The following is a 20,272-nucleotide window of genomic DNA, read 5'->3' on the forward strand; positions in this document are numbered from 1 at the left end:
CCTTTTTCGTTATTTCACCATAGAAAACACACCCTGTTGGTCCTTAATCACATGCAAGAGATTGTCTTTTTTAAACATGTTGCAGACCACAATGGGCAACTTATTGTCTTTGGCTAGGGAGATCGCCGTGTCGTCCATCACTTCAATATTGCCAATCAAGGCCTCATTATAACCCATGACATCAATTTTTTGGGCATCTTCAAACTTATGCGGGTCTTTGTCGTAGATCCCATCCACTTTCGTGGCTTTGACGATCAAATCCGCCCCGATCTCAATGGCCCTAAGCGTGGCAGCGGTGTCGGTGGTGAAAAAGGGGTTGCCCGTGCCGGCGGCAAAGATCACAATCCGTCCCTTTTCTAAATGCCTAATGGCTTTGCGGTGGATGTAAGTTTCGCACACTTCTTGAATCTCCACCGCGCTTTGCACCCGCACATCTAACCCCATATGCTCTAAGGCTTCTTGCATGGCGACCGCATTGATCACCGTGGCCAACATGCCCATGTAATCTCCGCTCGTGCGCCGAATGATGCCCCCCTTAGCCGCACTCACCCCCCGAATGATGTTGCCCCCGCCGATCACAATGCCAACTTCTATACCGTTGTCGGCAAGCATTTTGATCTCTTTGGCAATGTAGCTTAAAATCTGTATATCGATTCCAAAGTTCGTATCTCCCGCTAAGGCCTCTCCTGAAAACTTCACCAAAACACGCTTTTTAGAGTGCTCTTTATTTTGCATAGACTCCCTTCAAATCCATAAATGCCAAAAGGCCACATTTTACAACAAATAGCCTTAAGTCAAGGCACGCACTATGCCAGCCATTGCCCCCACGCTTTTTAAGACTTCATCGGGGCTAATGGTGTAGGGGGGCATGAAATAAATCGTGTTGCCTAGCGGGCGTAACAACAAGCCAAATTCTAAGCCCTTTTGATACACCGCAAGGCTTAGGCGTTTACTCCCTTGATAGCCTTCTAGCTCAAAGGCAAAGACCATCCCACAAGTGCGCAAGTTTTTAACGCCCTTTAGGGGAGCTAATTGCTCTTGCATGCAGGTTTGGATATATCTGCTGAGCATCTTGTTTTGTTCCACCACGCCCTGCCCAAACAAGTCCAATGTGGCGTTGGCGCACGCGCAAGCCAAAGCGTTGCCCGTGTAGCTGTGTGAGTGCAAAAAGCTTTTGTTCTGCGCGTAAGGGGCGTAAAATTTGTCATAAATGGCATCGCTTGTCAACACCACCGCTAAGGGCAAATACCCCCCTGTGATCCCCTTTGACAAACATAAAAAGTCGGGCTTGACCCCACACTGCTGGTAGGCAAAGAGCGAACCCGTGCGCCCAAAACCCACGGCGATTTCATCAAAGATCACTAAAATCCCCCGCTCTTGGCACATTTGCGTGGCTTGTTTGACAAAATCTGCGCCATAAAAATGCATGTTGCCCGCACACTGAATCAACGGCTCTAAAATAAAAGCGCTGATGTTTTGGTGTTCTTGCTCTAAAATTTGTGCTAGGGCGTGTAGGGCTTGTGGCACATCGGCATCATCTTTTGGCACGGGGGTTTGTAATTGCGTGCAGAAAATCCCCTTGTAGGTGTCCTTATACAACCCCACCCCCCACGCTTAATGCCCCCAAAGTTTCGCCATGGTAGCCATTTTCTAAGGACAAGAATTTGTTCTTTTGCTTGCCATTGAGTAGGTGGCTGTGATGACTCATTTTCAACGCCACTTCCACACATGCCGAGCCATTGTCGGCAAAAAAGCATTTCTCAAATCCACTCAAAGCGCATAATCTGGCGGCTAAATTAATGGCCTGTGGGTGGGTTAGCCCTGCTAGCAGCACATGCTCTAATTGCTCTATTTGCTCTTTGAGCTTGGCATTGATGTAGGGGTGGTTATGTCCAAATAAATTCACCCACCATGAACTGATCGCATCAATGTAGCCCTTGCCCTCAAAATCGTAAAGATGCACTCCTTTTGCTGATTTGATGGGGAGCAAGGGCAGGGTTTCATAGTCGTGCATTTGGCTGCATGGGTGCCAAATGTGTTTGAAGTCTAAAGCGTGCCAATGGGCATTACTTGGCATACAAACCCCTTAAATCGGCATTTTCGGCCTGCAAGATTAAAAAATTTAGAAATATTTTAGTGAAATTCTTATAAAATTGCCGCTTATGGTGAAATTGTGTAACAAGGGTAAGGGTCTATGATTGCGTGGATGCAAAAGCATAAAAAGTACTTGGTGGTCACCATTTGGATCAGCACCATCGCTTTTGTGGCTGCGGGCATGATCGGGTGGGGGCAGTACAACTTCTCTTTAGCGGGCAGGAGCGTGGCAAAGGTGGGGCAAATCGCCATCAGTCAAGAAGATTTGGCCAGAGAACATAAGCAACTCTTAGACATTTACAGCCAATCCATCCCCAACTTCAAGGACTTGAGCGAACAAGAAATCAAGGCCTTGGGGCTAGAGCGCAACGCCTTAAATGTGCTGATTAACCAAGCGTTATTGAAAAATTTCGCTTTGGATTTAGGGCTAGGGGTGAGCGATAGCGAGATTGTCGCCGAGATTCAAAAAAGCGAACTTTTCCAAAAAGATGGGCATTTTGACGAGGGGCTGTATAAAAAACTCCTACAAGAAAACAACTTCCGCCCCAGTGCCTTTGAGGACAATGTCAAAAACACCTTATTGCTTAAAAAGATCGCCTCCTTGTTCCCCCAAGCCCTGACTCCCCTAGAGCAAGAAGCGTTCATGCTCCCTCTTAGTTTGCAAGATAGGGTCCGCATTGAGGTGTTAGAACCTAAAGAAATCCCCCTCAAAGAAGAGAGCCTAAAGGCGTATTACAACGCCCACAAACAAGATTACAAAAAGCCGACAAGCTACACCTTAGCTAGCGTGCAAGTCGCGCCCAAAGAAATCCCCAAGGAGAGTGATTTAAAGATCTACTTTGACAAGCACAAGGAGCAGTACACCCTGCAGGGCAAGCCCCAAGAGTTTAGCAAGGTGGAAAAACAAGTGCGCCATGACTACAGCAGCGAGCAAGCTAAAGAGCAAGCCCTAAAAGACTACCTAGCCTTAAAAAAGGGGCAGCTCAAGCCCGAGAGCGAAACCTTTACTGACCTGCCCTACAGCGAGGACATCAATAAAAAAATCAAGGCTATGCGCGCAGGCGAGGTGCTAAAACCAATGCTTTACAAGGAGGGGTGGGTGGTCTTAAAACTTGTGGCAAAAGACACAAGCGCGCTTGAAAGCTTTGTGGAGGCTAGGGCTCGAATCGCCCAAATTCTGCAAACAGAGGCGCAAATCAAAGAACTCAAAAAAGAAGCCTTGCAAAAACTGCCCACCTTCAAGGGCAGCGACATCGGCCTGTTGAATTTAGACTTTAAGGGCAATATCCACGACTTGGGCGAAAAGTCATCCAAGGCTTTGGTGGACTACATCTTTAAACACCCCTACCAAGAGGGCTTTGCCTTGCTTGAAGGACCCAAAGCGGTGTTGTATCGGGTGTATTCTCAAGACTTCAAGCACCAAGTGAAAAACACCGCTTATTTAAAACAAATGATGCAAAACCTCAAGGCACAAGCCCTAGATGGGGCGCTGGTCGCTATGCTAAAACAACGCTACAAAATCACCTTATACGCCAGGAGTCGCCCTTGAATCCCATCATTTTGGGCGTAGACATCGGCTCCAGCAAAATTTGCGCCATCATCGCCGAGATCAAGGACGGCATGCCACAGGTGATCGGCGTGAGCGTGCATAAATCCGAGGGCGTGAAGAAGGGCAATATCAGCAACATCAGCCAAGCCGGCGAAATTGTCAAAAAGGCGATCGAGGATGCCAAGCGCATGGCAGGGCTTACCTTTATGGAAAAGGCGATCGTGTCCATCTCGGGGGCTTGCACACAAAGCGTGAATAGCGCGGGACTCATCAATGTGCCCAACAACGAGATCACGCTTAAAGAAATCAACCGCGTGTTAGACACCGCACTGCATAGCGCGCACATCCCCACGGGCTATGAGGTGATCCACATTTTGCCCTACCAGTTCAAGCTAGACAGCCAAGACAACATTGAAGACCCGATGGGCATGAGCGGCTCGCGTTTAGAGGTTTCCACCCACATTGTTACAGTGCAACGCAGCAGTTTGGAGAATTTACGCCGTACGATCCAAATTGCGGGCGTGAAAATTGAAAATGTGGTCTTGAGTGCCTACGCGGCTTCTATTGCGGTGCTCAACGAGGATGACAAAGCCCTAGGCGTGGCGTGCATTGATTTGGGCGGAGGCACTTGCAATATGATGGTTTATGAGGGTGGCTCTATGTGCTTTAACAACTACCTAAATGTGGGCTCGGAGCACATAAGAGACGACTTAGCCAGTGTGCTAGAAGTGCCGCTAGGCACAGCCGAGTACATTAAAAGGCAATACGGCAATCTCATGGTTGAAGAAAGCGATCAAGAGATCGAAGTGCCCGACATTGGGACAGAGAACAAGAAAAACCGTTTGTCCTTGCAACTCGTGCACAACATCATTCGGGCAAGGGTCGTAGAGACCTTTGATGTGCTCAATAGGCGTTTGATTAAAAGCAATTTGAAAGACAGCATCCGTAGGGGTGTGGTGCTGACAGGGGGGATGACACATGTCGAGGGGATTAGAAATGTGGCTTCTGTGATCTTTGGCAATATCCCCGTGCGGATTGCTAAACCTATGGAGCTTAGCGGCTTGTCCGAGGAGCTTAAAGATCCCACAAGCTCGGTGGCGATCGGACTGATTTTATATGGATCGGGCAAGCACACGAATTACGAAAAAGACTCCGAAAAGGTGATCCGTTACAAAGAAAATAAACGGGCTTTGCCTGCCGGTTTTACTTACAGCCAAGAGCGCAATTACATTGAAACGGATTTGACGAATCTCAAAAACACGGGTGAGAGTGAGAGCGTAAAAGAGCGAAAAAAGGATATAATACAAACCCCTGAGGTGCCTAAGAAGAAAAGCGGGTTTTTGGACTGGTTCTCCAAGTTATTTTAAAGGATGAGTTGTGGCGATGGTGCACGAAGAAGACATAGGCGTAGAAGAGGTTTTTGAAACAAACGGGGCTAAAATTGTCGTGATCGGCGTGGGGGGCGGCGGCTCGAACATGATCGCCCATTTGATCGCCACGGGTACTTACAAGGACATCACCTTGATTGTCGCCAACACAGATGGGCAAGCTCTCAAGGCTTCAAATGCAAAAAATAAAATCCGCTTAGGCGAAAAGCTCACGGGGGGTAGGGGGGCTGGCATGCGCCCTGAGATCGGCAAACAAGCCGCCCAAGAGTGCATAGAGGCCATCAAAGAAGCGGTGAGTGGGGTAGACCTTGTGTTTATCTCGGCAGGTCTTGGTGGGGGCACAGGTACAGGGGCAGCCCCGGTGATCGCCCAGGTGGCTAAGGATGCGGGGGCGCTGACCGTTTCAGTGGTCACCAAACCCTTTAGCTTTGAGGGCAAGAAGCGCGCCAAAGTCGCCGAAGAGGGCTTGAAGGAATTAAAGGCAGTGAGCGACTCGATCGTAGTGATCCCTAATGAGCGGCTCATGGGCTATATTGAAAAAAGCATGGGCATGCGCAACAGCTTTAAAGAAGTGGATAATGTCCTAGCCAAGGCCGTCAATGGGATTTCTGGGATGATCATTGACTATGGCACGAACGACATCAATGTGGACTTTGCTGACCTTAAAACCGTGATGGGGCATAAGGGTTTGGCTTTAATGGGGATCGGGGAGGCTACAGGGGTGAACGCTGCCACGGTAGCGGTGGAAAACGCCATCACTTCGCCCTTGTTTGACAACATCTCCATCAATGGGGCGATGGGGGTTTTGGTGAACTTTGAGTGCCACCCTGAATATCCCCTAGCCGAAGTCCACGCCGCTATGGGTACGGTCAACGACATGGCAGATGATGATGCTGAGGTGATCTTTGGTACTTGCACTTCACCAAACATGCCCACCGACCAAATCAAAGTCACGATTGTCGCCACAGGCTTTGAAAAACAAGAAGAACACAAGCCCGAGTCCAAGCCCGAAAGCACGCCCAATTTGTCTAAAAACACGCTAGGGGGCTTGCGCCTAGCCAGCGGGGGGGATGACTACCAAAATGTAGATTTAGATATCCCTGCCTATTTGCGCCACCAAAAAGACTAATAAACTGAAAGCATGCGGGCTTTGTAAGCCCCATACTCTCCCCTTAAAATCGCCGCCCTAGCTCCCCTAACTAACTCTAAGTAAAAGTGCAGATTATGTAGGCTCGCTAAGCGAAAGTAGAGCAACTCCCTAGCTTTAAATAGGTGGTGTAAGTAGGCTTTAGAGTAGTGTTTGCAGGTATAGCACCCACATTTAGGGTCTAGGGGGGCATCGCTCTCTTTTTGTGCCCGTGCTTTTATGGAGAGTTTGCCAAGACTCGTAAAAAGTGTGCCATTGCGCGCGTTTCTTGTGGGCATCACGCAATCAAACATATCCACGCCCAGCTCAATGGCGTTTAGGATGTCTTGCGGTGTGCCGACCCCCATTAAGTAGCGGGGTTTGTTTGTGGCAAGAAACTCCGTAGTGTGGGCGATCGTGTCTTGCATTTCAGTTGCGCTTTCACCCACCGCCAGCCCCCCGATCGCATAGCCATCAAAGTCCAAAGCTCCTAGCTCTAATGCGCTTTGGCGGCGCAGGTTAGGGTCAGTTCCGCCCTGCACAATGGCAAAAATGTGGTTTGTCTCTCCGGCGTAGGTTTGGTGGTGTTTTAGGCTTGCTCTTGCCCACTCTGTGGTTTTTTCTACAGCGCGCTTTAATCGATCGTATGGGGCGGGCAAACCCACTAAATCATCAAGCACCATGCAAATGTCGCTGTTGAGGGCGTACTGGATGTCTAGCACTTTTTGGGGGGCAAAAAGGTGCAAACTCCCATCAATGTGGGATTTAAACACAATGCCCTCAGCGTGGGCTTTGGTGTTGTGCTTGAGAGAAAAAGCTTGAAACCCCCCGCTGTCGGTTAAAAAATTGCCCTGAAACTGGCTAAAGCCGTGCAATCCGCTCAGCTTTTTAATGAGATTTGCCCCCGGTCTTAAGTATAAATGGTAGGTGTTGCCTAAAATGATGGGAGCGTTTAAATGCACTTGTAAATCTATCGCATCTAGGCTTTTCACGCTCGCTTGCGTGCCTACAGGCATGAAAATGGGGGTTGGCACCACGCCGTGCGCCAATTTTAAAGTCCCCGCGCGCGCTCTTTTGTCTACACCATTTAGGGTAAAATCCATTTTTAACCTTGATCTTTTTAGTTATAATAGCCGAAAATGTCGGGAAATGCGGGTTGAAAAAAGTTGCCTTGATTGTTGAGGGCGTGGTCGCCAAAAAATTCATGGAATTGGTGGTGTCGAAGTATTTCAGCAATAATTTTTACTTAGTCGTTACCAAGTCCCCCGAGTGCTTGCCCCCAAGTTTGCCTAGCACCTTTGAGTTACACATTTTTGACCCCACTTCTGTCTACCGCCTCAACCCGCTCATAGATGCCCATGTGAGTGATGTCTTTGTTTTGCTAGAGGACATTAAAGAGCAACAGGCGGTGTGTGAGATCATTAGGCAGAAGAATAAAGAAGTGCGCCTTGTGAGCTTGGCGCAAAAGTGGGAGGGGGTCAAAGACGAACGGGTGGTGTTGTTAAACCCGAGTGAAATCATCGCCAATAAATTTATTGCCAACATCCCTAATGTGCCCAGCGTCCCGCAGGGTTTCGGACTAGAGCAGGGCGAACTTATGGAGATCGGCGTGCCTTTTGGGAGCGTCTTTGCCTACCGCCACATAGGATCTTTACGCCAAAAGGACTACCGCATTGTGGGGGTTTATCGCAAGAACGGGTTTTACCTAAGCCACCCTTCAATGGTGATCCAACCCAGAGATCAGCTCTTGGTGGCGGGCAATCCTGAAACTTTAAATAATGTCTACTTGCAGGTCAAAAGCAATGTAGGGCAGTTTCCCGTGCCTTTTGGGCGGGATTTCTATTTATACCTTGACATGTGTCTGCAGAGCAAAGAGGCCTTGCAACGCGACATAGACCAAGCGTTAGCCTTGCACAGCCAACTCAAAAGCACCATGCTCTATATCCATGTGCTCAACCCCACAGACACCGCCACGATCGAGCAAATCCGCGCCACTGAGAACAAGAACATTCGGGTGGTGTTGGACTTTAGGGGGCGCAGTTTTGCGGCAAAACTACGCCAAGATAGCCAAAAGAAAATTGGGCTTGTGGTGGTCGGCAAAGAGATTTTTAAACGCCAAGAGAACCGCAGAGCGTTGTTTGAGAGCGTGAGCCCCATCTTTAAAACCAACGCCACAGGGCTCAAGGGGCTACGAAAAAGCTTAGTTGTACTGAACCAAAGCATGGAGAGCAACGAGGACATTTCCTCGGTGATGTTTGATGTGTGCGCACAGATGGATTTAAAGATGTTGCTCTACGACTTTGACCCTGATAAACGCTACAATGTCGAGGTGATCCAAAATTACCGCTACCTATCCCACATTTACAACAGGAGGATCAAAGTGATCCGTACCCAAAGTAAAAACCCCGTGCTGTTTTTAAATAGCCTTGAAACCCCCATTTTGCAGTTCTTGCCCTTTGAATCGTGCATCACCAAGAACCCCTTTTGGGGGCTGTTTTTTGCTAAGTTGGAGCGGGTGGCGTTTTTGAACGACACCCACCCCCAAATGTTTATCCCGGTAGTGGAGTGACCCATGCGATTAGACATACAGACCAAAGACTTTAGCTACCCCGTGTGTATCGGTAATTTAGAACAAATCACCCATGCGAGCAAGGTTTTAGTCGTTAGCGACTCTATAGTTGCCCCCCTGCATTTAAACACTCTATTAAGCAAACTTAAAGCCCCCCACATTTTCACCCACATGATCTCAAGTGGGGAGGAACACAAGACATGGCAGGGCATAGAGGGGATTTTAGAGTCCGCCTTCCAAGCCAACTTGAGCCGTAAGGATTTAATGTTGGCTTTGGGGGGGGGAGTGGTGAGCGATATGGTGGGCTTTGCCAGCGCCATTTATAAAAGGGGCATCGCCTTTCAAATCGTGCCGACCACGCTTTTGGCCCAAGTGGATGCGAGCGTGGGGGGCAAGACAGGCATTAACAACAAATACGGCAAAAACCTGATCGGGGCGTTTCACCCCCCAAGAGCCGTGCATATTGACCCCTTATTTTTAACAACCCTGCCAAAGCGGGAGTTTAAGGCAGGCATGGCCGAGATGGTTAAAAAAGCCGTGTGCTTTGATAAGGATTATTTTAAATGGCTTGAAAGCCACCCTTTAGAACAACACCTAGAGCTGGGCATTTACAAAAGCGTAGCGATCAAGGCGAGTGTTGTGGCGCAAGATGAAAAAGAAGAGGGTTTGCGCAGGGGGCTTAATTATGGGCACACCTTCGCCCATGCCATTGAAAAGGCGGGTGCTTACAGCACGCATTTGCACGGCGAGGCGGTGGCGATTGGCATGCAAATGGCTAATGCTTTGGCGCTAAAACTAGGGCTATTAGAGCAAGCCACACAAGAGCGCATACAGGCATTGCTGAAAACCTATGGGCTAGATTTGCCCTACCACATTGCGGATTTTGAAAGTTTTTACAAGGATTTACAAATGGATAAAAAAAACACCAAGGGCATTTGCTTTATCTTGCCAAAAGGTTTAGGAGCGTTTGTGGCAAGGGAGGATATGGATAAATCTACTTTAAAGGAGGCGTTGCATGCGTGGCTTTAGTGTGTTGTTGTTGATCTTTGGCTTTTTGTTTGCCGAGAGTGTGCCTGACCTCGTCAGTAAGCTGGATGGTCTTGCCAAAAAGCTAGAAAAGACAGACAGCGTGTGGCTGCAAAAGTATAAAAACTTTGAGGACTATGGCAAAATCTCTTTAGAAATTGCCAAAATCCAAAACAGCCTAAAAAAGCTAGATGCAAATAGCCTAGAGGCCAATAGCTTGAAGCACAGCCTGCAAACCTTACAACATCAGGAAAAATTGCTCGAATCCTACAAGAGCAACCCCTTTAAAGGCTTAATAGAAAAGCCCGCCATCGCCAATGTGCCCAACATAAACAACCCCTTGGCCATTGTAACGGGCTTATCTTTCGTTAAGGCCATGCGCGCCAAACTCGCCACTTTAGAGCAACACCAAAAGTCTTTAGCGCAAATCATTTCTACTATCCACGAACGCCTAAAAATCTTGCAAGAATTGCAAGAGCTAGAGCCAAGCAAATGGCAGGCCCCCCTATATGCTGAAAAGACCAAACAAATTGAATTTGAGAGCGCACGAAATCTGCTCAAAGCCAACCTAGATGCCTACAAAAAGGACATGGACGAAACAACCCAAAACCTTAAAGCCCAAATCAAAGACCAAATCTTTAAACTCTTGTATGTCTTGCTTGTGGTGTGCGCTAGTGTTGTCTTAGCATGGATGCTAAAGCACCTCAGCCACAAATACCTTTACAACGATGAACGCGCCTACACCATCAACAAGGCGATCAATTTTATCAATGTCAATGTCGTGGTGCTGATTTTTCTCTTTGCTTACTTAGAAAATGTGTCCTACCTTTTCACCATGCTAGGCTTCGTGGGCGCAGGTTTTGCCATTGCCATGCGGGATTTATTCATGAGCGTGCTAGGCTGGCTCACGATTATCCTAAAGGGGAGCGTGCATGTAGGCGATCGGGTGAAAGTGTCTAAGGATGGCAGCGTGTATGTGGGTGATGTGCTCGACATCTCCATGCTCTACATCACGCTGTTTGAAGCCGTAACGCTCACAACCTATCTAAAAAACAACGGGCGGGCCGGGCGCATTGTCTTTGTCCCCAATAATTGCATTTTCAATGGCTTGCTCACTAATTACAGCCACTTAGGACTAAAGACCATATGGGACAGCGTGGAGTTTTTCCTAACCTTTGACTCCAACCACGAAAGGGCTGTACAAATTGCCACCCAAATCGCCACCAAGTACTCCAAAGAGTACAGCCAAACCACAGCCACACAACTTAGTAAAATGCGGGCCAAATACGCCCTACGCTCCATTGAAACAGACCCAAAAGTCTTCCTTATGGCAGAAAAGGAGGGAATGCGCCTGTATGTGTCCTATCTAACCAACGCTTACAGCACCTTGTCTTTGCAATCCACCATCTCCACCGCCATTGTGCAAGCCTTCTTAAAGACCAACGACATCTTTTTAAGCCAAGCCCTTAAAGAAGTGCAAACCAAGCAAATAGACATGGATTAAGCCAAACTCTCCACCATTGCCTTAATGCGGGCTTGATACGCCTTTCTCGCCTGCAAGGCTTCTTGCAAACTGACCGATTTAAACCGCACTTGTTGGTTGGGGGCAAACTGCCCCAAGCGGTCTAAATCACAGCTGATTAAGGTGCAATACATCGCAAAGCCCCCGCCACTAGGTGCGTCCCTTAAAAGCACGATGGGCTCATTGCCCCCCGGGGCTTGCATCGAGCCTACGGGATAGCAAGCGTCTGTGATATTGCTAGGGTTTGCCCCCGCCCCAAAGGGTTGGGGCAAGTCTTTATAATTGAACTTCTGCCCGTTTTTAAAGCGATAACCTAGTCTATCCGCCTGCGTGGAGACCACAAAAATATCTTTAAAAAGATTTTCTAGGCTCTGCTCTGTGAGCTTGTAATCTTGTAGTCCTAGCACCACCCTTAGCTCTTCAATCTCTTTAAGTTCTAAATGGTAGCTCTTATCTAGGCTCTTAGGGCTAGGCTTGCCTGTGGGGGTGCCGATGGGCAGAATGTCCCCGGCTTCTAATTTGCGTCCCTTAAAGCCCCCGATCCCGCCTAGGGGGTAAGTGGAGCGAGAGCCCATCACAAGGGGGACATCAACCCCCCCGGCAATGGCTAAATACGCCCTAGCCCCCTTTTTAAAATAGCTAAACTCCAACACCCCCCCGGCGGGCACTTTTAAGGCGGTGTGGCTAGGCATCTCTACCCCATTGATTTTAGGCGTGGTCTCAGCCCCGCACACCGCCACCACGGCTTCTTTTTCAAACTCTAATTTTGCCGGCATGAGTGCCATTTCTAGCCCTGCGGTGTTTTTATCATTACCCACAAGGGCATTCGCCACAATGAAGGACGCTTGATCCAATGCCCCCCCGGGCGGAATACCCAAATGGTAGTAGCCATACCGCCCCAAATCCTCCACAAAGGTCGCAATCCCCGGGCTTAAAACTTTAAAAGTATTCATGCCAAAGCCTTTAGTATTTCTTGGTTATAGCCTTTTGGGTCAGCCTGCCACTCTTGCAAAGAAAAGGGCGTTTGGCGGATTTTTAAATCAAAAGTCCCTTCTTCTACTTGCTTGACATAGGCGTTGTATTCACTTTCAGTGCATGGGCTAAACTTGATGATGTCCCCCGGGTTTAAAAACACCATGCTCTCTTTGAAGTAGGGCAAGCGTTGTTTAGGGTCCCACACGGGGGCGGGGGTGATGCCCATCATTTGATACCCGCCCCCCCCACGCACGGCGTAAATGCACCCAAAGCACCCCCCATGCCCGATGGTTAAAGCCGGGGTGTCTATGCGGGCGATGGGGTATTTAGGCACTTCAATTTGTTTAGCCCGCTCCACTAGCTGATAAAGCCATGGCAAGCCGGCGACAAAGCCTATCATGCTCACAAACCATGGGCTTTCGGCGTGTGCCTTGATGAACTCTTCAACACTTGCATACCCATTCATTTGGCGAGCGTATTCTATGTCTGTCATATTCGGGTCTAGAGTAGAGCCGGGCTCTCTGCACTGATGGTTATTACGAAAGCCCATTAGGCACGCGTGGGTATAGGGGTCGTTGTAAAGCACGGGCATTTCTATCAAGCGGGTTTGGATTGTGGTTTGTGTGCCTACGACCTCTTGCTCTAGGGATTTTAAAATCTCTAGGGCTTTCTCGTGGGGTAAAATGTCCGGGTCAAAGGCGATCATATAGGACGCATTCGCCGGGCAAATCTCTGTAATGCCCTTCACTTGCATTGCCCTTAGTTTCTTGCAAATCGCCATCGCTAAGAAAAACGCCTCTAAGGACATGCCCTCTTCACTCACCTCCACGAATAAAAAAGTGTCCCCCCCAAAGCTGTATCTAAACCCCATACTTGCCTCCTATATAGTCTTCTAAAAAATGGATGCTGTAATCGCCCGCCTGCACCCTTTCGTGGGCGATGAGCTTTTTAAACAGCCCGATTGTGGTCTTCACCCCCTCTATCTTAAACTCCCCTAATGCCCTTTTAAGCTTACTTAGAGCAAAGGGGCGGGTTTGGTCATAGACGATGAGTTTAGCCACGAGCGAGTCGTAAAAGGGGGGGATGGTGCGGCCACTAAAGAGCATACTATCTAGGCGAATGCCTGAGCCTGTGGGGCATTGTAATTTGGTGATTTGCCCGGGGCTTGGGAAGAAATTATTCTGCGGGTCTTCGGCATTGATCCGCACCTCTATGGAGTGCCCCCTTAAACTTATGTCGCTCTGTTTATAGGCTAAAGGCTCGCCATCGGCAATGCGTAGCATTTGGCGGACCAAATCCACGCCCGTAACCATCTCTGTAATGGCGTGCTCGACTTGTATCCTTGTGTTCATTTCTAAGAAGTAAAACCCCTTGCTTTTTGAGTCGTATAAAAACTCCAAAGTCCCCGCCCCCTTATAGCCCACTTCTTGTGCCATACGCAAAGCACAGGCACATAAAGCCTCTCTTGTTTGGCTGTCTAAACTCGGGCTTGGGGCTTCTTCTAGCACCTTTTGGCGGCGGCGTTGCATGGAGCATTCGCGATCGTAAAGGTGTATGACATTCTCGCCATCGCCTAGCACCTGCACCTCAATATGCTTGGCATTTTCTAGGTATTTTTCTAAATACACCCCCCCATTGCCAAAGGCGCTCGTGGCTTCTGCTATGGCGACATTAAACTGCTCTTTTAAAGCCTTTTCATTGGCGACAAATCTAATGCCCTTGCCCCCGCCCCCGGCAATGGCTTTGATGAGTAGGGGGTAGCCGATCTGCTCTGCCTGCTCTAGGGCTTGCTTTAAATCTTGCAAAACGGGGGTACTTGGCATGGTAGGCACTTGGCTTTTTTTCGCCTGCTCTAGGGCTTTGGCTTTATCCCCCATTGTGGCGATGGTGTCGCTACTAGGACCGACAAAGATAATGCCCGCCTCTTCAACTTTTTTAGCAAATGCGGCGTTCTCGCTCAAAAAGCCATAGCCGGGGTGTATGGCATCGACTTTTGCCTCTTTGGCGATTTTTAGCACATTTTCGATATTCAAATAGCTCTTATAGGCTAAATTCTCGCCCACTCTATAGCTCTCATCGGCTAATTGACAAGCCAAATTGCCCGCGTCTGCGTCTGTGTAAATCGCCACGGCTTGCATGTTTAACTCGTGGGCGGCTTGGATAATCCTCACGGCAATTTCACCGCGGTTAGCCACAAGCACCTTAAAAATCTTGCGGGGTGTGTGTGCCATTTAGCCCACCACAAAGAGCACATCGCCGGGATTGACAAATTGTTCGTTCTCAGCCTTGATCTCTACGATCTTGCCCGCCACTTCGGCTTTGATCTCATTAAAGGTTTTCATCACTTCCACAAGGCAGAGCGTGGTGTCGGGCTGGACTTGTGATCCCACTTCTACAAAGGGGGCGGCATCGGGGTTGGGCTTTCTGTAAAAAGTTCCGGGTATGGGGCTAATGACTTCATGCATGCTTTCTCCTTTAAGCGGTGTGGATTTTGGGTTTTTGGATTTTGATGTCCTTTTCTTCTAAGAGCTTGCGTGTGGCTTGTATGAGAGCTAGGGCTCCGGGCGTGTCGCTGTGGATACAGACCGAGTCGAAATCCACGCTGATCGTCTTGCCGCTCACGCTTTGCACGCTGCCCTGCTCGCACGCTTGCAAGACTTTTTGGGCGACTTCCTCAGGGGTGTAGGCCCGCGCCCGGCGCACCATCACCAACTGCCCATCATCGCCATAGTCGCGATCCCCGTAAAACTCCCGCACAAAGGGGTGTTTCAACTCCTTAGCCACCGCATGCGTTTGGGTGTTCTCCATGCAATAAATGGGTAAATGGGGGTTGTATTTGTGTAAAGTGCTGATCAATGCATAAGAAAAATCGCGATCCTTGCTGGCGTGTATGTATAGACTGCCATGCGGTTTGAAGTGGTGCAAATGTCCGCCCAGCAAGTGCAAAAAGGCTTGCAGTGCCCCCATTTGGTAAAGGCAGTCGTTGGTGAGCTCTACAGGGTTAGCCACCATGTGCCTACGCCCAAAGCCCACCAAATCCCTAAAGCCCGGGTGCACCCCGATTTCTACCCCATATTTTAGGGCGTTCTCTACAGAGTGTCGCATGATATTTGGGTCGCTAGCGTGAAAGCCCGCGGCGATATTGCAACTGCTGATGAGTTGCATGATCTCACCATCTACGCCATCGCCGATGATCCAAGGTCCAAAACACTCGCCCATGTCGCTGTTTAAATCAATCTCTGTTTTCATGTCTCTCCTTTGTGAAAACCCAAGTATGGCACAGAAACAACAACACTTAAAATCTAGGCTTTTAAAATAAACCTTCAGGCTACCAAGCGTTACCAAACCCCCCAAACCCCTTTTTGAAAGCTTTTTAAAAAGCCGGCTCGGGGCGTGTGGTTATTTAATCTAGCTAATATGCCAAAAAACGAAAGGAGTGGCATGTAAGAAGCGATCGCTGAGTTTAAAGCCTTTGTGACGTTGCGGCAAAAAGTTTCGTGGGTTTTAGCGGGGGTTGTCTTTCTGTGTTACTACGCCTTTGTGCTAGGCATCGGGCTCTTCCCCCAAGTGTTGGCTTACCGCCTAGGTCCTAGTGCGATCACGCTAGGCATTGTGGCGGGGGCGTTCTTAATTCTGCTATGTATCGCTCTAACGGGGCTTTACACCTTTTTAGCCAACGAGCATTTTGACACCCGCCAAGCCCAAATCTTAAACAAACTCCAAGAGAGCGGGGCATTAAAGGAGCTACAAAATGGCATGGCTTAGTTTAATTTTTTTGGGTGTGAGTGCCCTTAGTGGGGCGGGGTTAGCACCTATGCAGGTGCAAAAGCAAGAGTTCAACCCCACCGCTGTCGCCATGTTTGCGCTCTTTGTGCTAAGCACTCTGTGCATCACCTACTATTCGAGCAAAAAGAGTCAAAGTGCGCGCGGATTTTACACCGCCGGAGGGAGCATCACGGGACTGCAAAACGGCACCGCCATTGCGGGCGATTTTATGAGTGCAGCGAGTTTTTTAGGCATCACAGCTTTGGTCTTTACAAATGGCTTTGATGGCTTGATTTATTCGGTGGGCTTTTTGGTGGGCTGGCCGATCATTTTGTTTTTGATCGCCGAGAAATTCCGCAACTTAGGCAAATTCACCTTCGCCGACATCACCGCCTACCGCCTAGAAGCCAAGCCCATTCGCATTCTATCCGCCATTTCGGCTTTAAGCGTGGTGGTCTTTTATTTGATCGCCCAAATGGTGGGGGCAGGCCAACTCATACAACTTCTCTTTGGTCTGCCCTACAGTGTGGCAGTGGTCTTGGTGGGGATTTTGATGATCTGTTATGTCGCCTTTGGCGGCATGCACGCCACCACTTGGGTGCAGATCATCAAAGCGATCTTGCTCCTTTTGGGAGCGACTTTCATGGCGGTGATGATCTTATACCTAACCAAGTTTGATCTTAGCCACTACTTTTCTCAAGCGATCAAGCACCACCCTAAAGGCGAGGCGATCATGGCGCCCGGGACTTTTTTGCCCAACACCGCTTCTGCCATTTCTTTAGGGCTGGCTTTAATGTTTGGCACGGCAGGTTTGCCCCATATTTTAATGCGTTTTTTCACGGTCAAGGATGCCAAAGAAGCGCGCAAGTCGGTTTTTTACGCCACGACTTTGATCGGCTACTTTTATATCCTCACTTTTATCATCGGATTTGGGGCGATCGCCCTGCTTTACACCCACCCGGAGTTTGTGGGGCCTAATGGGGTGTATAATGGAGTGAAAAACATGGTCGCCATTAACCTAGCCGGGGTGATCGGGGGCGATGTGTTTTTAGGGTTCATCTCAGCGGTCGCCTTCGCCACGATTTTAGCCGTAGTTTCAGGGCTGGCGATCTCTGGAGCTGGAGCGATCGGGCATGATTTATTCGTGCATGCGTTTAAAAATGGCGTGTGTGATCCTAAATTGGAAATGCGCGTTACCAAAGGTGCGACTATCGGGATCGGGCTTTTGGCGATTGTGCTAGGGCTTGTCTTTGAAAACCAAAATGTCGCCTTTATGGTGGGCTTGGCTTTTGGAATCGCCGCGAGCGTGAATTTCTCCATTTTGTTTCTAAGCATTTATTGGAAGAATCTCACCACAAAGGGCGCATTTTGGGGCGGGCTTGTCGGCTGGCTGGCGGTGGTGCTGATGGTGGTTTTGAGCCCTAGTATTTGGGTGAAGAGCTTAGGGCACGCCCACGCCCTTTTCCCCTACGACCACCCCGCTCTCTTTTCCATGCCCTTGACTTTTATTTTGATTTACGCCATTTCTAAATGCGATCAAAGTCTAAGGGCGCAGCTAGACAGGGCGGGCTTTAGCGCACAAGATTTTAGGGCGCAAAGCGGAGTGGGGATTTCAGGCGCAAGCCAACATTGAGGAGATTTCATGATTTTAACGACTTTAACCGCCGAGATTGGGGCGAGCAAACACGGGAGCAGTGTGGGGATACTTAGGCTGAAAGAAAGGCTGCTTGAAAAGTACCCTGAGATCAGCGAGCACATGGTCTTGATCCGCCAAAAGCAATGTTTTTTACAAGATTTTTTTAGATTTGCCAAAAACTTTGAAGATTATTACTTTTTTTGCAAGGACAGCCTCATCCCTAGCATGCGGGCAGTGTTTAAAAGGGGGGACTTTCCTGTGATTTTAAGTGCCGAACACTCGGGAGCGTTTGGCATTGTGCAAGCTTTGCGCTCAGTACACCCGAATAAAACCATAGGTATTTTATACATAGATGCACACGCCGACATACACACGGCTTATGACAGCGACTCGGGCAATTTGCATGGCATGCCCCTTGGCATGGTTTTAAACAAAGTCCACTCAGGGAAAAACGCTCTAAATGCCCAAGAAATCGAGTATTGGGAGAGGCTATGCGCCCTAGACCTACCTAGAGGGGCACTAGAGTTTAACCCCAAGCACCTTGTTTATTTTGGTGTGCGCAGTGCGGAGGCTGGCGAGCGCAAAATGATCAAAGATTGTGAAATCCCCCTTTTTAGCGTGGCTGAGATTAGAGAGAACATGCCCAGCGTGGTGGCGCAAAGTCTTAGACACTTAGAGGGCGTGGATATGGTGTATTTGAGCTTAGACATCGATGTTTTAGACGGCAAGATTTTTAGCTCCACAGGGGTGAGGGAGAACAACGGACTAACCCCAAAGGAATTAAAAGAGCTGTTAAACGGGCTTTTAAGGGCGTTTAAAGAGCGCTTAGTGGGCGTGGAACTCACCGAGTACAACCCCGAGCTGTGGGACGGGTCTAACCCTGATGAAGAGGTCATTTGGGGGCTTTTAGAAGATGTTGTGTGTGTGGTGGAGGGCAAATGTTAGGGCTCGTCAAAGAAAGCATGGATTTTGAGTTTAGGGTGGGCTTAGTCCCCCACGATGTGGCGCAAATCACCCCATATTTTAAAGTGCTGGTTGAAGAGGGAGCGGGGCTGATGAGTGGGTATCACGATGAAGACTACAAGCAAGCAGGGGCGCAAATCGTAAAGCGTGAAGAGGCGTGGGCACAAAGCGTGGTGGCAAAGTGCAAAGAGCCTTTGGAGCACGAGTATTCCCTACTAGCAGAGGGGACAACTCTCTTTAGCTACCTAGATTTAGCCTACAACAAGTCCTTAGCGCAGATGTTCATTGATAAAAAAATCACTTCCCTTTGCACGGAAACCCTAGCTGGCCCTAAGAACAACTACCCTGTGCTTGCCCCCATGAGCGTGGTGGCAGGACAACTCGCCGCCCACTTGGTGCAACATTATTTGCTAGCCCTAGAGCATTTGCCCGGGGTCTTTGGGCTGGGGGTGCTCTTAGGCGGTTTGAGCGGGCAGGCTAGGGTGAAAGTCGTGGTCGTGGGGGGCGTGGTGGGTTTGGAGGCGGCCAAATTCTTAAGCCAAGCGGGGGCGCGGGTGGTGGTGCTCGAGATCGACCCTTTGAAACTCCAAAACCATCCCTACAAAGAGCTCTACCACCTAGAGATTTTAGCCGTGCATGAGGCAAACATTGAATACGCCCTAAGTGGGGCGGTGGGGCTTGTGGGGGCGGTTTTGATCACCGCCACAAGCACGCCTAAAGTCATTTTAAAACGCCATTTATCATTGATGCAAAAGGGCGGTGTGGTGGTGGATGTGGCTTGCGATTTGGGCGGTTGTGTGGAAACGATCCACCAAACGAGCCACTCGCAGCCCGTGTATTTGCAAGAGGGCTTGATCCACTATGGCGTACCGAACATGCCAGGCGTGGTGGCCAAAACAAGCTCTATCGCCTACAGTCAAGCGAGTTTGCCCTATTTGCGCCACTTCTTAGAGCATGGGCTCAAAAGCTTTTTAAGCGCAAACACCAAAGAGGTCGCCAACACGCTAGGCGCGCTTAGTGCCTATCAGGGCTATCTCACCCAAGAGGGGATCGCTAGGGCGTTTAACTTGCCCTTTATGGACCCTTGCGCCGTGCTAAAGAGCCTTTAAGCACTTGTTTTTGGCATCGAGAAGGAGCATTTGAGAATGGATTTAGTTTTAGGACTTAGGTGGGCACAGAGGTAGGGATGCATCCATATACAATTTTTGGACACTCTTAAAATAAGGACTTAAACTCCATTAATGCCAACTTTAACTTTTTGTTGGGGACAGGCTTTAACTTTTACCCTCACTTTTTAAGAGGGCTTTCCACGCCCGAATACGCCTGCACAAAATCAGGCAAGCGTTTGCCTTGAATGTGGATAGCATTTAAGGCAGTGTTGATCTCTTGCATTTTTCTAGGGTGTACGCGACCGCCCCATCGGTGCTGGCAAATTTCGTGTTCTTTGGCAAAACAAAAGGGCTTTTGGCGGTGATCTCTAGCCTAGATAAGGGCATCTCTTTTTTGAAACGCTTGAGCCCTAGTAGGGCGACTAGATGGTCTAAAAACGCCCCGTTGGCATATTCTAAGAAGTTTTGGGCGATGGTGGCGTTCATTTGATCCCACTGCTTGCCCAAATAATAGAGCATGGCATTGGCTAAAGTTTGGACCAAATCCACC

Annotated in this window: 18 protein-coding genes and 1 pseudogene; 10 read left to right on the forward strand and 9 right to left on the reverse strand. The window is 49.1% G+C overall.

Features of this window, described 5'->3' with window-relative positions; genetic code table 11:
- Positions 1-9: 9 nt before the first annotated feature.
- Positions 10-735, reverse strand: a complete 726-nt coding sequence (gene pyrH / locus K6J72_RS02320) for a UMP kinase (RefSeq protein ID WP_221280291.1) — start codon at positions 733-735, stop codon at positions 10-12.
- A 54-nt stretch (positions 736-789) separates the two neighbouring features.
- Positions 790-2,077: pseudogene (locus K6J72_RS02325) on the reverse strand (adenosylmethionine--8-amino-7-oxononanoate transaminase).
- Positions 2,078-2,194: 117 nt separating this feature from the next.
- On the opposite strand from K6J72_RS02325, the gene K6J72_RS02330 reads away from it, so the two are divergent.
- The 3 genes from K6J72_RS02330 to ftsZ are packed head-to-tail and all read left to right on the forward strand — an operon-like array spanning position 2,195 to position 6,160.
- Positions 2,195-3,643 (forward strand): peptidylprolyl isomerase, encoded by a 1,449-nt coding sequence (locus K6J72_RS02330; protein ID WP_221280292.1) that lies wholly within the window; start codon positions 2,195-2,197, stop codon positions 3,641-3,643.
- Positions 3,640-5,010, forward strand: a complete 1,371-nt coding sequence (gene ftsA / locus K6J72_RS02335) for a cell division protein FtsA (protein WP_221280294.1) — start codon at positions 3,640-3,642, stop codon at positions 5,008-5,010. Before K6J72_RS02330 ends, ftsA begins: the two co-directional genes overlap by 4 nt.
- A 16-nt stretch (positions 5,011-5,026) precedes the next feature.
- Positions 5,027-6,160 carry a cell division protein FtsZ gene (gene ftsZ / locus K6J72_RS02340; protein ID WP_221281067.1) on the forward strand — a complete coding sequence of 378 codons (1,134 nt, stop codon included), beginning with the start codon at positions 5,027-5,029 and terminating at the stop codon, positions 6,158-6,160.
- Here ftsZ and tgt read toward each other — a convergent pair.
- Entirely contained in the window at positions 6,157-7,260 is a 1,104-nt protein-coding gene (gene tgt / locus K6J72_RS02345) for a tRNA guanosine(34) transglycosylase Tgt (protein WP_221280297.1), read from the reverse strand. The two genes, ftsZ and tgt, sit on opposite strands and share 4 nt — an antisense overlap.
- Before the next feature lie 53 nt (positions 7,261-7,313).
- On the opposite strand from tgt, the gene K6J72_RS02350 reads away from it, so the two are divergent.
- Genes K6J72_RS02350 through K6J72_RS02360 form a run of 3 tightly spaced genes read left to right on the forward strand, consistent with a single transcriptional unit; the run spans position 7,314 to position 11,256 of the window.
- On the forward strand, positions 7,314-8,726 hold the full coding sequence (locus K6J72_RS02350; RefSeq protein WP_221280299.1) for a COG3400 family protein: 1,413 nt from the start codon (positions 7,314-7,316) through the stop codon (positions 8,724-8,726).
- 3 nt (positions 8,727-8,729) lie between these two features.
- A complete protein-coding gene (gene aroB / locus K6J72_RS02355) occupies positions 8,730-9,755 on the forward strand; it encodes a 3-dehydroquinate synthase (protein WP_221280301.1) in 1,026 nt (341 codons plus the stop codon).
- On the forward strand, positions 9,742-11,256 hold the full coding sequence (locus K6J72_RS02360; RefSeq protein ID WP_221280304.1) for a mechanosensitive ion channel family protein: 1,515 nt from the start codon (positions 9,742-9,744) through the stop codon (positions 11,254-11,256). Before aroB ends, K6J72_RS02360 begins: the two co-directional genes overlap by 14 nt.
- Here K6J72_RS02360 and K6J72_RS02365 read toward each other — a convergent pair.
- From K6J72_RS02365 to pxpA, 5 genes are read right to left on the reverse strand one after another with little or no spacing between them, the layout of a single operon-like run.
- Positions 11,253-12,227 carry a 5-oxoprolinase subunit C family protein gene (locus K6J72_RS02365; RefSeq protein WP_221280306.1) on the reverse strand — a complete coding sequence of 325 codons (975 nt, stop codon included), beginning with the start codon at positions 12,225-12,227 and terminating at the stop codon, positions 11,253-11,255. The genes K6J72_RS02360 and K6J72_RS02365 overlap by 4 nt on opposite strands.
- A complete protein-coding gene (locus K6J72_RS02370) occupies positions 12,224-13,120 on the reverse strand; it encodes a 5-oxoprolinase subunit B family protein (protein WP_221280308.1) in 897 nt (298 codons plus the stop codon). Before K6J72_RS02370 ends, K6J72_RS02365 begins: the two co-directional genes overlap by 4 nt.
- The gene (locus tag K6J72_RS02375; protein WP_221280310.1) at positions 13,110-14,480 is read right to left on the reverse strand and encodes an acetyl-CoA carboxylase biotin carboxylase subunit; all 1,371 of its coding nucleotides are present in this window, start codon (positions 14,478-14,480) and stop codon (positions 13,110-13,112) included. The genes K6J72_RS02370 and K6J72_RS02375 overlap by 11 nt, the downstream gene beginning before the upstream one ends.
- A complete protein-coding gene (locus K6J72_RS02380) occupies positions 14,481-14,714 on the reverse strand; it encodes an acetyl-CoA carboxylase (RefSeq protein ID WP_221280312.1) in 234 nt (77 codons plus the stop codon).
- 10 nt (positions 14,715-14,724) lie between these two features.
- A complete protein-coding gene (pxpA, locus tag K6J72_RS02385) occupies positions 14,725-15,498 on the reverse strand; it encodes a 5-oxoprolinase subunit PxpA (RefSeq protein WP_221280313.1) in 774 nt (257 codons plus the stop codon).
- Between the two features lie 204 nt (positions 15,499-15,702).
- Here pxpA and K6J72_RS02390 point away from each other — a divergent pair, with 204 nt between their 5' ends.
- Genes K6J72_RS02390 through K6J72_RS02405 form a run of 4 tightly spaced genes read left to right on the forward strand, consistent with a single transcriptional unit; the run spans position 15,703 to position 19,722 of the window.
- Positions 15,703-16,014, forward strand: a complete 312-nt coding sequence (locus tag K6J72_RS02390; protein ID WP_221281068.1) for a DUF485 domain-containing protein — start codon at positions 15,703-15,705, stop codon at positions 16,012-16,014.
- Positions 16,001-17,647 (forward strand): cation acetate symporter, encoded by a 1,647-nt coding sequence (locus K6J72_RS02395; protein WP_221280316.1) that lies wholly within the window; start codon positions 16,001-16,003, stop codon positions 17,645-17,647. The genes K6J72_RS02390 and K6J72_RS02395 overlap by 14 nt, the downstream gene beginning before the upstream one ends.
- Before the next feature lie 9 nt (positions 17,648-17,656).
- Positions 17,657-18,595, forward strand: a complete 939-nt coding sequence (gene rocF, locus K6J72_RS02400) for an arginase (RefSeq protein WP_221280318.1) — start codon at positions 17,657-17,659, stop codon at positions 18,593-18,595.
- The gene (locus K6J72_RS02405; protein ID WP_221280320.1) at positions 18,589-19,722 is read left to right on the forward strand and encodes a Rossmann-fold NAD(P)-binding domain-containing protein; all 1,134 of its coding nucleotides are present in this window, start codon (positions 18,589-18,591) and stop codon (positions 19,720-19,722) included. Before rocF ends, K6J72_RS02405 begins: the two co-directional genes overlap by 7 nt.
- A gap of 258 nt (positions 19,723-19,980) precedes the next feature.
- Here K6J72_RS02405 and K6J72_RS02410 read toward each other — a convergent pair whose 3' ends face one another.
- Positions 19,981-20,271 (reverse strand): hypothetical protein, encoded by a 291-nt coding sequence (locus K6J72_RS02410; RefSeq protein WP_221280322.1) that lies wholly within the window; start codon positions 20,269-20,271, stop codon positions 19,981-19,983.
- Position 20,272: the final 1 nt, after the last annotated feature.

Origin of the sequence: Helicobacter sp. NHP19-003 (genome assembly GCF_019703305.1) — a bacterium.
In the GTDB taxonomy this organism is placed as follows: domain Bacteria; phylum Campylobacterota; class Campylobacteria; order Campylobacterales; family Helicobacteraceae; genus Helicobacter; species Helicobacter gastrocanis.